This window comes from Teichococcus rhizosphaerae (assembly GCF_002631185.1).
GTDB lineage: Bacteria > Pseudomonadota > Alphaproteobacteria > Acetobacterales > Acetobacteraceae > Pseudoroseomonas > Pseudoroseomonas rhizosphaerae.
Map to the genome: position 1 here is coordinate 68,367 of NZ_PDNU01000017.1, position 14,123 is coordinate 82,489.

Consider the following 14,123-nt stretch of genomic DNA (forward strand, 5'->3'; position numbering starts at 1 on the left):
CTACAGCAAGGCCGGCGTGGACAGGGAGGCCGCGCCCGCGGGTTCCATCGAAACGTCATCGAGAGGTTCGAGGCCGGTCCAGTCGGCCGGCGCCTCGAAGCCCGGCCAGTCGGCGAGCGCCGCGCGGGCCAGCGCCCGGGTCACGGCGCCGCCGGCCGCCAGCGCCGCGCGGTCCAGCCGGGCGGCGGCGGCGGCGATGGCGCCGGCCTCGCGCGGCAGCCGCGCCAGCAGCCATTCCTGCACCGCCTCCGGCACGCGCAGCTGCCGCTCGGCGAAGTGGCGCGCCAGCAGCCGGGCCAGCAGCGCGTCGGACGGCTCGCCGATGCCCACCGCCGCCGTGGCGCGCAGCCGGCTGGCGAGGTCGGGCAGCGCCACCGGCCAGCGGGCGGGGGGCTGCCGCCCGGCCATCAGCAGCGGCAGGCGCTGCGCGGCGCAGGCGTTGATCAGGTGGAACAGCGCCGCCTCCTCGGCCACGCAGTCGGCGTCGTCCAGCGCGGTGGGGGCGGGCTCGGGCACGCCGCGCAGCGCCGGGCCCTGGAGCAGCCGCCAGCCCCGCGCCACCGCCTCCTGCCGCAGCAGGTGCGACTTGCCCACCCCCTCGGGGCCGAACACCGCGAGCCGCTGCGCCGGCCAGGCCGAGACCCGCGCCAGCCAGGCGCGGGCCTCGGCGTTGGAGCGGTCGGGCATCACCTCGCCCTGGAAGACGGGCGGCAGGTCCAGCGGCAAGGCGAGCTGGCGCAGCGGCGAGGGCGCCGGGAGGGGTGCGGCGGGAGGAGGCCCGGGGCTGTGCGGGTGGGCGGGCATTCACACACCGGTTCGGGGCGGGTCGAGATAGAGCGGGCTTTCCAGATAGCGCCGCAGCCAGTAGCGCGCCAGCACGCCCAGGGTCGCCGCCATCGGCACCGCCAGCAGCACGCCGAGGAAGCCGAAGGCCACGCCGCCCGCGAACAGCGCGAAGATCACCCACACCGCGTGCAGCTCCACCCGGCCGCCGAGCAGGCGGGGATAGATGATGTAGCCCTCGATGACCTGCCCGGCGACGAAGATGGCGGCCACCAGCCCGACGCCGTTCCAGGTGCCGAACTGACCGATCGCCAGCAGCAGCGCCGTGGCGAGCCCCGTCATCGAGCCGACATAGGGGATGAAGGTGAGGAAGCCCGAGGCCAGACCCACCATCAGCCCCAGCTCCAGCCCCACCGCCGAAAGGCCGATGGCGTAGTAGCCGGCCAGCAGGGCGCAGCAGAGCAGCTGGCCGCGCATCCAGGCGGACAGCACCCGGTCGGTGTCCCGCGCCAGCTGGCGCAGCGTGGCGGCGGAGCGGCGCGGCAGCCAGCTCTCGATGCGGCCGATGATGCGCGGCCAGTCCCGCAGCAGGTAGAAGGCCACCACCGGCGTCACCACCACCAGGGTGAACACGCTGAACAGCGCGTAGCCGCCGCCGATGAGCCGCGTGGCCGAGGTGCCGAGAAAGGAAAGGATGGCGCCGATCTGGCTCACCGCGAGGTCGCGCAGCCGGGTGTCGAAGATCTCCGGCCCGAAGCGCTCCTCCAGCGCGGTCAGCGCCTCCTGCATCGCCGCGCCGACGCCGGCCACATAGCTCGGCAGCCGCGCCAGCAGCGTGGCCACCTGGGCGATGATCAGCGGGTAGAGCAGCAGCAGCGCCAGCAGCGCCAGGGCCATCAGCGCCGTCACCAGCAGCAGCGCCGCCACGCCGCGCCCGAGGCCCAGGCGGTTCAGCCGGGTGGCGAAGGGGTCGAGGAAATAGGCCACGCAGGCGGCCAGCACGAAAGGCGTCAGGATCGCCGAGAACAGCCACAGCAGGAACAGCGCGGCGGCCAGCAGGCCGAGCACCATGGTCAGGCGCTGGTTGCGCGTGGCGGTGCGCGGCCCGGCGCGGGGGGGCGGCGGCGGCGGCAGGCGGGGGTCGCGGCGGAGGGGCGGCGGCGGGTCGGGCAGCTCGGGTCGCGGCGTCATCGCGCTCATGGCCCCGCGCCGCCGCCCGTATCGCCGCCCGTGCCGCCGCCTTTCCGGCCCCCGCCTCCCTGGCCCCCTCCCCGCTCCGGGCGCAGCAGCGGCGCCAGGTAGGCCAGGCCCGAAAGCAGGGTGGTGAGCGCCACCACCGCCACCATGACGTCCAGCAGCCAGGCGCCGCGCAGGCCGAACCCCGCCAGCAGCAGCGCCAGCCCGGCGAGGCCGATCTGCGCCACGGTGTTGGCCTTGGAGACGAGCAGCGGCTGGATGCGCGGCGGCGTGCCCAGCAGGGTGAACAGCGTGACGCCGCCCATGATCAGCACGTCGCGGAACACCACCAGCAGGGCCAGCCAGTCCGGCAGCACGCCGATGACGGCCAGCGCCACATAGGTGCAGATCAGCAGCGCCTTGTCGGCCACCGGGTCGAGCATGGCGCCGAGGCGGGAATGGCTGCCCTGGCGCCGGGCCAGCCAGCCATCCAGCGCGTCCGACACGCCGGCCGCCACGAAGACGAAGAAGGCGATGTCCAGCCGCTCGTGGATCACCAGCCAGATGGTGGCGGGCACCATGCAGAGACGCGCCAGGGTGATGGCGTTGGGCAGGGTGAAGGCCCCGGCCGGCGGGGCAGCCGGCGGGCCCGCGGGCGCCCCCCCAGGCAGGCCCGCGGGCGGACCCGTGGGCGGGCGCGGCGGCTCAGATCCGCCCGGCAAGGCCGATTTGCCATGGCCCGGAGGAAGCGCCGGCGCCATCCGGGACGACGGCCGCCGGATTGGGCGCCGCGCCGACGCGCACGGGCGGGGCCAGCATGCCCGGCGCCGCGGGAGCGGCGAAGGGGTTGGGCGCGAGGGGGGCGGGCGGCACCAGGACAAGGCCGGTGGCGGGCAGCGCCTGCATGGCCTGCTGCGGCGCCTGGCGCAGGCCGAGGCGCAGCCGCGCGCCGTCCACCGCGATGGCCTGGATGTCCACCGAGGCGATCTCGGGGCTGGTCAGCAGGCGGCGGCGCAGCTCCAGCCATTCCCGCTGGCCGCCGAAGCGCGCCTCGGCCTGGATGAAGCCCGCCGCCTGCTGGGCGGCGGGCACCACCGGCGGCGCGGCGTCGCCGCCCGGCGGCAGGCCAGGGGATGGGCCGGTGGACGGGCCGCCCGCCACGCCGCCGCTGCGGGCGGCCACGCGGCTCTGGCTGAAGTTCACCGTCAGCCGGCCATTGTAGCCGTTGCGGGTGGTCCGCTCCTCCTCGACGATGATGGAGGAGACCAGCGAATCGATCTGGGAATCGCTCAGCCCGCGCGGGAGGCCGAGCTCGCCCGCCATGCGCTCATAGGCGGTGCGCTGCGCGGCGGCGAGGGCGCGGGTGCGGGCCACCACGGCGTTCTCGGCGGTGGCTTCGGCCGGCACGCCGCGCTGCACATAGGGGTTACCCGTGGCGGCGGCCTCGGCCGGCGGCAGCGCCTGGGCATGCGCCCCCTGCCCGGCCCCGAACCCGGCAGCCCCGAGGGCGGCGCCGATCAGGCTGCCCACGACAACGGTTGCGGCGAAGCGCCGAAAATGTTGCATTCCGCCCCCTTGGATGCCCGGCATGGTGATCGATCTCCTTATCCGGGCCTTTGCGCATAGCCGATCGGGCCCCCTGATGACCAGTCTGACCTACCGCGACGCCGGCGTTGACATCGAAACCGGCGACGCCCTCGTGGATGCCATCAAGCCGCTGGCGCGCTCCACCGACCGCCCCGGGACCATGGGGTCGCTCGGCGGCTTCGGCGCGCTGTTCGACCTGAAGGCGGCCGGCTACGCCGACCCCGTCCTGGTGTCCTCCACCGATGGCGTCGGCACCAAGCTGCGCCTCGCCATCGACTGCGGCATGCATGACGCCGTGGGCATCGACCTGGTTGCCATGTGCGTGAACGACCTCGTGGTGCAGGGCGCCGAGCCGCTGTTCTTCCTCGACTACTTCGCCACCGGCAAGCTGCGGCTGGAGCAGGCGCGGGCGGTCGTCGCCGGCATCGCCGAGGGCTGCCGGCAGGCGGGCTGCGCGCTGGTCGGCGGCGAGACGGCCGAGATGCCGGGCATGTACGCCAAGGACGACTACGACCTCGCCGGCTTCTCGGTCGGCGCCGCCGAGCGCGGCGCGCTGCTGCCGAGGCCGGACGTCGCGCCGGGCGACGTGGTGCTGGGCCTCGCCGCCTCCGGCGTCCATTCCAACGGCTTCTCGCTGGTGCGCCGCATCCTCGAGGCGGCCGACCAGGGGGTGGACAGCCCCGCCCCCTTCGCCACGCCGGAGGCCGGCGCGCAGACGCTGGGCCAGGCGCTGCTGGCGCCGACCCGCATCTATGTGCGCTCGGTGCTGGCGCTGCACCGCGCCGGGCTGGTCAAGGCGGCGGCGCACATCACCGGCGGCGGCCTGCCGGGCAACCTGCCGCGCGTGCTGCCCCCGGGCACGGTCGCGGTGCTGGACGCGCAGGCCTGGACCCTGCCGCCCGTCTTCGCCTGGCTGGCCCAGGCCGGCCAGGTGGCGCCGGAGGAGATGCTGCGCGTGTTCAACTGCGGCATCGGCATGTGCGTGGTGGTGCGCGAGGCGGATGTCGCCGCCGCCACCGACCTGCTGTCCGACAAGGGCGAGACGGTGTTCCGCCTGGGCACCATCGCCGCCGGCGGCGAGGGCGCGGCGCCCGAGGTGCGGGTGGAGAATCTCGGCCCGCGCTGGCCCGCCGCATGAGCCTGCGGCGGCGCACCGCCATCCTCATCTCCGGGCGGGGCAGCAACATGGCCGCCCTGCTCGCCGCGGCGGCGGACCCCGCCTACCCGGCCGAGATCGCCCTTGTCCTGTCCAACCGGGCGGATGCCGCCGGCCTCGCCCGCGCGGCGGAGGCGGGCATCCCGACGGCGGTGGTGGAATCCCGCCCCTTCGGCCGCGACCGCGCGGCCTTCGAGGCGGCGATGGAGGCGGAGCTGGCGCGGCACGGGGTGGAGCTGATCGCGCTCGCGGGCTTCATGCGCGTGCTGACGGAAGGCTTCACCGCCCGCTGGGAAGGGCGGATGCTCAACATCCACCCCTCCCTGCTGCCCGCCTTTCCGGGGCTCGACACCCATGCCCGCGCGCTGGCGGCGGGGGTGAAGCTGCATGGCTGCACCGTGCATCTCGTGACCCCGGGCGTGGATGAGGGGCCGATCCTGGCGCAGGCCGCCGTGCCCATCCTGCCGGGCGACGACGAGGCCCGCCTCGCCGCCCGCGTGCTGGCCGAGGAGCACCGGCTCTACCCGGCGGCGCTGGCCTGGGTGGCGTCGGGGCGGGTGGCGCTGGAAGGCAGGCTGGTCCGGCTGGAGGCGCCGCCGCCGCCCAGCGGGGAGCGGCTGCGCAACCCGGGCTGATCCCGCCCCGGCCGCTTCCGGCGCGCCCGCCCGGAGGCTGGAGGAGGGATCAGCCGGCCCTGGCCGCCCGGCCCAGCAGCCCCTCCATCGCGCCCGGCAGCACCAGCACCGCCACCTCGTCCACCGCGCGCAGCGGCGGGTCCGACACCAGGCGCCCGGCGGCGTCCCGGCAAACGCGGAAACGGTGGCCGGGCCCGTGCGCTGCCTCCTCGGCGGTGTCGAGCCCGGCCAGAAAGGCGGCGCGGCGCGCGGGGTCGGGGATCTCCTCCGCCACGTCGCGGCACAGCTCGGCCAGGCTGGCGCTGCGGGCCGCCGCCTGGCGCACCGCGTGCTCGGCATAGGGGCCGATGTGGCGCGCCAGCGCGTCGGCCATGCGACGCAGCGTCGCGGCGCGGCCCAGGCGCTGCAGCCGCAGCGGCGGCGGCGGCGACACCTCGGCCAGCATCCCCGCCCCTTCCGTCTCGGCCAGCGCATGGCCGGCGAGCAGCAGGCAGCAGGCCTCCGCATGCGCCTCGGGCAGGATCAGCCGCTCGTCGGGCGCGAAGAGCAGCAGGCGCCCGGCCTCGGCCAGGCGGCGCGCCCGCGCCTCGCGGTCCGGCCCCGGCGGCAGCAGCATGGCCAGCGTCTCGGCCACCGGGCGGCCGCCGGGAGCCAGCACCGCCACCTCGTCCACCGCGCGCTGCCCGGCGCCGTAGAGCCGCGAGACCGGCCAGGGAATGCCGTGGCGCTGATAGACGTACCAGACGCGGCGCAGCACCTCGCTGCCGATCTCCGGCCCGTCCCACATGTTGCGCACCCAGTAGCGGGCGTTGTAGCGCGCCAGCGCGGTGCCGGGCTCGTAGCCTTCCAGCATGACCATCACCGGGCGCGACACGTCGACCTGCGGGAAGTCGGTGATCATCGCCGTCACCAGATCGGAGATGCGCTGCGGCGGCAGGCTGGCCGGCGCCGGGAAGTGCGAATCCTGCCGCACCGGCTGGCCGCCGCGGTGCATCACCACCGTCTCGTTGCAGATGCGGGCGTTGGGGATGACGATCAGCGCGCCGTCCCGCCGCAGCGCGATGGCGGTGCGCCAGTCCAGCCGCAGGATCTCCACCTTCTGCCCGTCCAGCACGATGGCGTCGCCCACATGCAGGACGCGGTCCATGTGCAGCGCGACGCCCGAGATCAGGCTGCCGAGCGTGGGCTGCAGGGCGAGGCCGACCGCGGCGGTGAGGATGGCCGAGGTGGTCAGCACCGCCGTGATGTCGAAGCCGAGCGAGGCGAGCACCACCGCCGAGGCGGCGAAGGTGAGCACGCTGTAGGCGATGGCGCGCTGCAGCCCGGTGGGCTCGACGCCGAGGCCGGCGCTGAGGCCGAGGCCGAGCACGGCGCGGCCGCCCCCCAGCACCACCAGCAGCGCGGTGCTCAGCGTGGCGGCGACGCGCAGCCCGGACTGCACCGGCCCGCCGCCGAGCAGCAGGTGGTCCTCCGCCAGCCAGCTCAGCAGCCAGAGGCCGGCGCAAAGCGTGGCCAGGACGGCCAGCGCCCAGAAGCCGCCGGGCTGCCCCGCGGGCGCGCGGGGGCTCAATCGCCGCTTTCCGGGCGCGCCGCCGGCTCGCGCCCCAGCCGGCCCATGGCCTTGCCGAGGGAGATGCGCAGCCGGTCGATCGATTCCGCCAGGCGGCGGATCTCGCCGGCGCCGGCGCGCGGCAGGCCGAGGCGCGGGTCGCCGCTCTGGCTGGCGGCGTCGGCGGCGCGGCTGAGCGCGCCGAGCGGGCGGATCACCATGCGGTCCAGCGCCAGCACCAGCGCCACATAGGCCAGGCCGAAGATCACGGCGAGGCCGAGCCCCAGCACGCCGACCAGCTCCAGCGAGCCCTTCAGCCCCTGCGTCACCGGCACGGTGAGCACCTGGGCCGCCACCACCTCGTTCATCTCCCACCCGAAGCCGCCGCCGGTGCCGTACTTCGCCAGCATGGCGGGCGGCGCGCGCGCGGGCGTGCTGTGGCAGCTCAGGCACCCCTCCTGGGTGATGCGGATGGGGCGGGCGAGATAGAACAGGCGGTCCGTCTCGGTGGGCCGCACGCCGCTCAGCTCCTGCAGCGCGGGGTCGGCGCGGAAGCGCTGCAGCAGTTCCACCTCGAAGGGCGTGGCAAGGTCGGCGCTGGAGGTCGGGTTGAGCGCCGGCTCGCGGTAGGTGTAGGCGCCGTAATCGCTCGCCACCATGCGGAACACGGTCTGCGCCGCGTAGGAGGGCACCGTCTCGGCGTGGAACTCGCCGTCCGGCAGGCGGGAAATCTTGGGGAAGATGTGGTCGGCCGTGTAGCCGCGGATGGCCAGCGCCGAGCGCAGCAGGATGCGCGCCTCGGAGGCCGCCTGCCGCAGGGCGCGGTCCTGCAGCAGCAGGTAGAAGCCGCCGAGCCCCGCCAGCAGGCCGAGGCAGAACACCATGGCCAGGATGCGCGAGACGGTGCGCCTTATGCCCGGTACCTGCACGCGCTCCCTCCGATCCCGCAACGATGCTACCGCCGCCGCCCTTGCGGCCAGCCGCCCAGATCAAGCCGCGCGCATTGAACACGAAAAAGTGCGGGATTGCGAGCGGAGCCTCGGCATGCGACTGAGAACGTTCTCACCCAAGCAAGACGAGCCAGAACATGGCCGCGTGAGGAGGAAGCGCATGCGCAACAGCGCGAAACCAGCCCGGGGCGGGGCCCATGCCCGCTAGCCGCGCGCCCCGTGTCACCATCAAGGACCTCGCGCGCGGGCTCGGCATGTCGGTGGCCACCGTGGCGCGCGCCTTCCACCCGGGCGGCGCCATCGCGCCCGGAACGCGGGCCGCCGTGCTGCGCCGGGCCGAGGAGATGGGCTACCACCCCAACGCCCTGGCGCGCGGCATGATCACCCGCCGTACCGGCATCGTCGGCGTCGTGGTGTCCGACCTCGCCAACCCCTTCTACCCGGCGGCGCTGGAGCGGCTCACCAGCCGGCTGCAGCGCGCCGGCTACAACGTCATGCTGGTGGTGACCGAGCCGGAAGGGGCGGCGGCGGCCTCGGAAGCGGCGGCGCTGCGGCTGCTGCTTTCCTACCAGCCGGAATGCGCCATCGTGCTCGCCACCACCCTCAGCAGCGCGGCCAGCCGGGCCTGCCGCGAGGCCGGCACGCCGCTGCTCTTCCTCAACCGCCACCCCGGCGACCCGGAGGCCGCCGCCATCGTCTGCGACAACGCGCGGGGCGGCGCGGCCATGGCCGACCACCTGATCGACGGCGGCGCGACGCGGCTGGCCTTTGTGGGCGGCCGCGCCGATGCCTCGACCAATGCCGAGCGCCGGGCCGGCTTCCTGGCCCGCTGCGCCGAGCGGGGCCTCCCGGCGCCGTGCGAATGGCCGCCCGAGGGGCGGGAGGGCGCCTTCACCTACGCCGCCGGGCAGCAGGCGGCGCGCGCCCTGCTGGGGCAGGCGGCGCCGCCCCGGGCGGTGCTCTGCGCCAACGACATCCTGGCCATCGGCTTCCAGGAAGTGGCGCGCGACGAGTTCGGCCTGCGCGTGCCGCGGGAGCTGGCCATAGCCGGCTTCGACGACATCCCCATGGCCGCCTGGCCGGCGCACGACCTGACGACGCTGCGCCAGCCGGTGGAGGCGATGTTCGACGCCGCGCTCGACTGGATCGGCCGCCTCGGCCAGGGCATCCCCTTTCCCGCCGCCCCGCTGCGCCTGGCCGGCACGCTGGTGGCGCGCGGCAGCACGCCCGCCTTTTCCCGCGACACGCATCTCGAGAAGGAAACCTCATGCAGCATGCCCTGAACACAGTGGCCGTGGTCGGCGCCGGGCTGGTCGGCTCGGGCTGGGCACTGGTCTTCGCGCGCGGGGGCGCCAGCGTCCGCCTCTTCGACGCCAGCGAATCCATCCGCGCCGGCGCCCTGGCGCGGCTGCGCACCATGCTGGAGGACATGCGGGGCGCGGGGCTGGTCGAGGCGGTGGAGCCGGTGCTCGCCCGCATCACCGTCTGCGCCACGCTGGCCGAGGCGGTGGGGGATGCCGACTACATCCAGGAATCCGTGCTGGAGCGGGTCGAGGTGAAGCAGGCGGCCTGCGCCGACATCGACGCGGCGATGCGCGACGACGCCATCGTCGGCTCCTCCTCCTCCGGCATTCCGGCCTCGGCCTTCACGGCGGGGCTGCCGAAGCGCGGCCGCTTCCTGGTCGCCCATCCGGTGAACCCGCCGCACCTCGTGCCGCTGGTGGAGCTGGTGCCCGCCCCCTGGACGGACCCGGCCATCATCCCCGCGCTGCGCGCCGCCATGGAAGGCTGGGGCCAGGCGCCGATCGAGGTGAAGGGCGAGATCGAGGGCTTCATCCTGAACCGCCTGCAGGGGGCGCTGCTGAACGAGGCCTGGGCGCTCTACGAGGCGGGCCTCGCCTCCGCCGCCGACATCGACCGCACGGTGAGCCAGGGGCTCGGCTTGCGCTGGGCCTTCATGGGGCCGTTCGAGACGATCGACCTGAACGCGCCGGGCGGCATCGCCGACTATTCGGCGCGCCTCGCGCCGCTCTACCACAACATCGCCCTTTCGCGCCGCGACCCGAAGCCCTGGTCGCAGGAGGCGATCCGGAGCGCCGAGGCGGAGCTGCGCGAAACCCTGCCGGCCGACCGGCTCCAGGCCCGCACCGACTGGCGCAACCGCCGGCTGATGGCGCTCGTCGCGCATCTGCGTGCCCAGCCGAAGTGACGCATCCGCGCGCGCAGCCAGGGTGACGCGGCCGGGCGCATGGCCGAAGCGACGCCGCCCCGCGCGGGGCGAGCGGGCCGCGCGCGGCCGAACCGATCCTCCGCCGGGGCGGCATGCCCGCCCCGGCCGCCGCCGCCCGCCCGCCCGGGCAGGGCGGCCCATGCTCCGGAAAGGAAACGCCTCTTGACTGGCACCCTCGCCATCATCCTCTCGCTCGCCGGGCTGATGTACTTCGCCTATCGCGGCTACAGCGTGCTCTACCTGGCCCCGGTCCTGGCCGCCCTCGCCGTGCTGGTGGCCCAGGGCGGGCCGGTGCTGGCCACCTACACCCAGATCTTCATGACCAGCCTCGGCCGCTACGTCGTGCTGTTCTTCCCGATCTTCCTGCTGGGCGCGATCTTCGGGAAGCTGATGGCCGACAGCGGCTCCTCCACCACCATCGCCCATACCATCATGCAGCGGCTGGGGGCGGGCCACGCCATCACCGCCGTGACGCTGGCCTGCGGCGTGCTGACCTTCGGCGGCGTCTCGCTCTTCGTCGTGGCCTTCGCCATCTACCCGATCGCGGCCGCGCTGTTCCGCGAGGCGCAGGTGCCCAAGCGCCTCATCGCCGGCGCCATCGCGCTCGGCTCCTTCACCTTCACCATGACCGCCTTCCCCGGCACGCCGGCGATCCAGAACGCGATCCCGACCCGCTTCTTCGGCACCACCACCTTCGCGGCGCCGGGGCTCGGCATCATCGCCGGCTGCATCATGCTGTTCGGCGGCCTGGCTTGGCTGCAGATGCGCGCCCGCAAGGCCCAGGCGGCCGGCGAGGGCTATGGCGACCACCAGGAGAACCTGCCGCGCTTCGAGGAGGCCGAGCGCCCCGGCTTCGCGCTGGCCATGCTGCCCATCGTCGTGGTGATCGGGCTGAACGCGCTGTTCTCGCTGGTGGTCTTCCCGCGCCTCGACCTCGGCTACCTGGCGCAGCAGGCCTATGGCAACGTCTCGCCCACCGCCGTGATCGGCACCTGGGCGCTGATCGTGGCGCTGCTGGGCGCCATCCTCACCGTGCTCGTCCTCCAGCGCCGCTACCTGCGCGACCCGCAGAAGACGCTGAACGAGGGCACGGCGGGCTCCATGCTGCCCATCTTCAACACGGCGAGCGAGGTGGGCTACGGCGCCGTCATCGCCTCGCTGGCGGCCTTCGTGGTGGTGCGGGACTTCGTCGTCGGCATCGCCCCCGACACGCCCACCATCTCGCTGGCCATCGCCGTCAACGCGCTGGCGGGCATCACCGGCTCGGCCTCGGGCGGCCTGTCCATCGCGCTCGACACGCTGGGCGGCACCTATCTGGAGCGCGCCAACGCGCTGGGCATCAGCCCGGAGTTGCTGCACCGCATCGCCACCATCTCCTCGGGCGGCTTCGACTCGCTGCCCCACAACGGCGCGGTGATCTCGCTGCTGACCATCACCGGGCTCACCCACAAATCCTCCTACGGGGACATCTTCGTGGTGAACCTGCTCATCCCGGTGCTGGCGCTGGTCACGGTGATCGTGCTGGGCACCATGTTCGGCGCCTTCTAAGCGCGCGGGGGCGGGGAAAGGAGGCCGCCTCCTTTCTCCCGCCCTTCCATTCCCGAGCGGGCTCTCAGAGCGAGCCGCGCGCGACCAGCGTGGCCGCCAGCCGCTCGCTGTGGGGCGGCCCTCCCGCGGCGCCGGACAGGCGCGCGCGCAGCAGCGCCACCGTCGCCGCCACCATCTCCGCCACGGGCTGGCGCAGCGTGGCCAGGTCGTAGGCCGGCCAGGCGGCCATGGGGATGTCGTCGAAGCCGATGACGGACACATCCCGCGGCACGCGCCGGCCCAGGCCGTGGCGCAGCGCGTCGAGCCCGCCCAGCGCCAGGATGTCGTTGGCGAAGAACATCCCGTCCGGCTTCGCCTCCGCCGCCGCCAGCACGGCGCGGTGGCCGGCGCCGTAGCTGTAGTCGGCGGCGTCGAGGCGCCGCGGCGGCGGCAGGCCGCGCTCGGCGAAGGCCGCGAAGAAGCCCGCCTCGCGCTCGCGGCTGGTGGAGGTGTCGGCGCGGCCGGCGATGAAGGCCGGGCGCTGCCGGCCGCGCGCCAGCAGCGCCTCGGCCGCCATGCGCCCGCCCGCCACGTTGTCGCAGGCGATGCTGTCGAGCGGCGTGTCGCCCGCGGCGGCGCGGTTGAACAGCACGGCGGCGCGGCCATCGCCCAGCCAGTGCGCCGCGCCGGCCGAGGACAGGCTGGCCGAGGTCACCACCACCGCGTCCACATGGTACTGGCGCAGCAGGGGCAGGCAGGCATCCGCCTCCTGCCCCGGCGGCTCGGTGAAGAGCAGCGTCTGGAAGCCCTCCGCCTGCAGCGCCTGGGAAAGCCGCTCCAGCACGGCGGGGTAGAAGGGGTTGGCCAGCTCCCCCATGACCAGGCCGACCAGGCTGGAGCGCCGGCGGGACAGCGAGGCGGCGATGAAGTTGGGCCGGTAGCCCATGGCCTCGGCCGCCGCCAGCACGCGGGCGCGCATCCCGGGCGCGATGGAGGCGCCGGGGCTGAAGGCGCGCGAGACCATGGACTGCGACACGCCGAGATGCCGCGCCAGGTCCCGCGCCGTCACCGCGCCCCCCGGTGCCCCCGGATACGCGCCCGGGGACATGGCTCCGGGCCTGGCCGGCGCCGAGGGCGGGGAGCCCTCCCCGCCCCCCGGGTCAGGCGGCGTTCTTGCCGCCATAGCGACGCACGCGGAGATCCGCCTGCTCCTTGTGGCCGGCGAAGTTCTCGATGGCGCAGAGGCGGGAGCAATACTCGCCCACCATGGCGGAGGCTTCCGGCTTCACCTCCTGCCAGGTGCAGGTCTTGATGAACTTGCCGACCCAGAGGCCGCCCGTGTAGCGCGCCGCCTTCTTGGTGGGCAGGGTGTGGTTGGTGCCGATCACCTTGTCGCCATAGGCGACGTTCGTCTCCTGGCCCAGGAACAGCGCGCCGTAGTTGCGCATGTTGTCGCGGAACCAGCGCGGATTGGCCGTCATCACCTGCACATGCTCGGAGGCGATCTCGTCCGCCACCTGCAGCATCTCCTCGTCGGTGTCGCACAGGATCACCTGACCGTGGTCGCGCCACGCGACGGAGGCGATGTCGGCCGTCGGCAGCACGGCGAGCTGGCGCTGCACCTCGGCCTCGATGCCCTCGGCGATCTTCTTCGAGGTGGTGAGCAGCACGGCGGGCGAGGTCGGGCCGTGCTCGGCCTGGCCGAGCAGGTCGGTGGCGCAGATCTCAACGTCGGCCGTGTCGTCGGCGATGATCAGCGTCTCGGTCGGGCCGGCGAAGAGGTCGATGCCGACGCGGCCATAGAGCTGGCGCTTGGCCTCCGCCACGAAGGCGTTGCCCGGGCCCACCAGCATGTCCACGGGCCTGATGGTCTCGGTGCCGATCCCCATCGCCGCCACGGCCTGGATGCCGCCCAGCAGGTAGATCTCGTCGGCGCCCGCCATCGCCATGGCGGCCACGGTGGCGGCCGGCGGCTGGCCGTTCAGCGGGGGCGTGCAGGCGATGACGCGCGGCACGCCCGCCACCTTGGCGGTGAGCACGGACATGTGCGCGCTCGCCACCATCGGGTAGCGGCCACCGGGGATGTAGCAGCCGACGCTCTCGACGGGGATGTGCTTGTGGCCCAGCGTGACGCCCGGCAGCGTCTCGACCTCGACATCCTGCATCGAGGCGCGCTGCACCTCGGCGAAGCGGCGGATCTGCGCCTGGGCGAACCGGATGTCCTCGATCACCTGCGGGGCCAGGCTGTCGATCAGCGCCTGGATCTGCTCCGGCGAAAGGCGGAAGCTCTCGGGCGACCACTTGTCGAACTTCTCGGACAGCTCGCGCACCGCCGCGTCGCCGCGCGCCTCGACATCGGCCAGGATGCCCTCGACGGTCTGGCGCACCTTGCGGTCGTACTCGGCCGTCTCGGCGGCCTCGGCGCCCTTCTTCAGATAGCGGATCATCGCGTCCCTCCTTCTGCGGCGGCGGAGAGTGGAAGCATGTGCATACGGATGCAAGAGCGCTTCTGCATCCGTATGCAACACAG

General features: G+C 74.3%; 13 protein-coding genes. 5 read left to right on the forward strand and 8 right to left on the reverse strand.

Translation table 11 applies throughout. The features are described from left to right. The 4 genes from CR162_RS10870 to CR162_RS10885 form a co-directional block, all read right to left on the reverse strand. Positions 1 to 804: an HdaA/DnaA family protein gene (locus CR162_RS10870; RefSeq protein WP_141563133.1), complete on the reverse strand. Its 804-nt coding sequence runs from the start codon at positions 802 to 804 to the stop codon at positions 1 to 3. Then, positions 805 to 1,983, reverse strand: a complete 1,179-nt coding sequence (locus tag CR162_RS10875; RefSeq protein WP_245870268.1) for an AI-2E family transporter — start codon at positions 1,981 to 1,983, stop codon at positions 805 to 807. Continuing rightward, positions 1,980 to 2,540, reverse strand: coding sequence for a CDP-alcohol phosphatidyltransferase family protein (locus CR162_RS10880; protein ID WP_245870270.1), 561 nt, complete (start codon positions 2,538 to 2,540; stop codon positions 1,980 to 1,982). The genes CR162_RS10875 and CR162_RS10880 overlap by 4 nt, the downstream gene beginning before the upstream one ends. A gap of 124 nt (positions 2,541 to 2,664) precedes the next feature. Further along, positions 2,665 to 3,525, reverse strand: coding sequence for a hypothetical protein (locus tag CR162_RS10885; RefSeq protein WP_099095579.1), 861 nt, complete (start codon positions 3,523 to 3,525; stop codon positions 2,665 to 2,667). A gap of 76 nt (positions 3,526 to 3,601) precedes the next feature. Here CR162_RS10885 and purM point away from each other — a divergent pair, with 76 nt between their 5' ends. Beyond that, the gene (gene purM / locus CR162_RS10890) at positions 3,602 to 4,684 is read left to right on the forward strand and encodes a phosphoribosylformylglycinamidine cyclo-ligase (RefSeq protein WP_099095635.1); all 1,083 of its coding nucleotides are present in this window, start codon (positions 3,602 to 3,604) and stop codon (positions 4,682 to 4,684) included. Next, positions 4,681 to 5,337 carry a phosphoribosylglycinamide formyltransferase gene (gene purN / locus CR162_RS10895; RefSeq protein WP_099095580.1) on the forward strand — a complete coding sequence of 219 codons (657 nt, stop codon included), beginning with the start codon at positions 4,681 to 4,683 and terminating at the stop codon, positions 5,335 to 5,337. The genes purM and purN overlap by 4 nt, the downstream gene beginning before the upstream one ends. 49 nt (positions 5,338 to 5,386) lie before the next feature. Here the strand turns inward: purN and CR162_RS10900 are convergent, their stop codons facing one another. Further along, positions 5,387 to 6,907 (reverse strand): mechanosensitive ion channel family protein, encoded by a 1,521-nt coding sequence (locus CR162_RS10900; protein WP_176559812.1) that lies wholly within the window; start codon positions 6,905 to 6,907, stop codon positions 5,387 to 5,389. Beyond that, on the reverse strand, positions 6,904 to 7,815 hold the full coding sequence (locus CR162_RS10905; RefSeq protein WP_099095582.1) for a Tll0287-like domain-containing protein: 912 nt from the start codon (positions 7,813 to 7,815) through the stop codon (positions 6,904 to 6,906). The genes CR162_RS10900 and CR162_RS10905 overlap by 4 nt, the downstream gene beginning before the upstream one ends. A 218-nt stretch (positions 7,816 to 8,033) precedes the next feature. Here CR162_RS10905 and CR162_RS10910 point away from each other — a divergent pair, with 218 nt between their 5' ends. The 3 genes from CR162_RS10910 to CR162_RS10920 all read left to right on the forward strand — a co-directional run bounded on the left by CR162_RS10910 (position 8,034) and on the right by CR162_RS10920 (position 11,614). Further along, a complete protein-coding gene (locus CR162_RS10910) occupies positions 8,034 to 9,119 on the forward strand; it encodes a LacI family DNA-binding transcriptional regulator (RefSeq protein WP_099095583.1) in 1,086 nt (361 codons plus the stop codon). Beyond that, positions 9,104 to 10,045, forward strand: a complete 942-nt coding sequence (locus CR162_RS10915) for a 3-hydroxyacyl-CoA dehydrogenase (protein WP_099095584.1) — start codon at positions 9,104 to 9,106, stop codon at positions 10,043 to 10,045. The genes CR162_RS10910 and CR162_RS10915 overlap by 16 nt, the downstream gene beginning before the upstream one ends. A 183-nt stretch (positions 10,046 to 10,228) precedes the next feature. Then, positions 10,229 to 11,614, forward strand: coding sequence for a GntP family permease (locus CR162_RS10920; RefSeq protein WP_218014878.1), 1,386 nt, complete (start codon positions 10,229 to 10,231; stop codon positions 11,612 to 11,614). Positions 11,615 to 11,678: 64 nt separating this feature from the next. On the opposite strand, the gene CR162_RS10925 is transcribed toward CR162_RS10920, so the two are convergent. After that, positions 11,679 to 12,701, reverse strand: coding sequence for a LacI family DNA-binding transcriptional regulator (locus CR162_RS10925; protein WP_176559813.1), 1,023 nt, complete (start codon positions 12,699 to 12,701; stop codon positions 11,679 to 11,681). A gap of 52 nt (positions 12,702 to 12,753) precedes the next feature. Continuing rightward, on the reverse strand, positions 12,754 to 14,040 hold the full coding sequence (gene hisD / locus CR162_RS10930; RefSeq protein WP_099095586.1) for a histidinol dehydrogenase: 1,287 nt from the start codon (positions 14,038 to 14,040) through the stop codon (positions 12,754 to 12,756). Positions 14,041 to 14,123 lie beyond the last annotated feature (83 nt).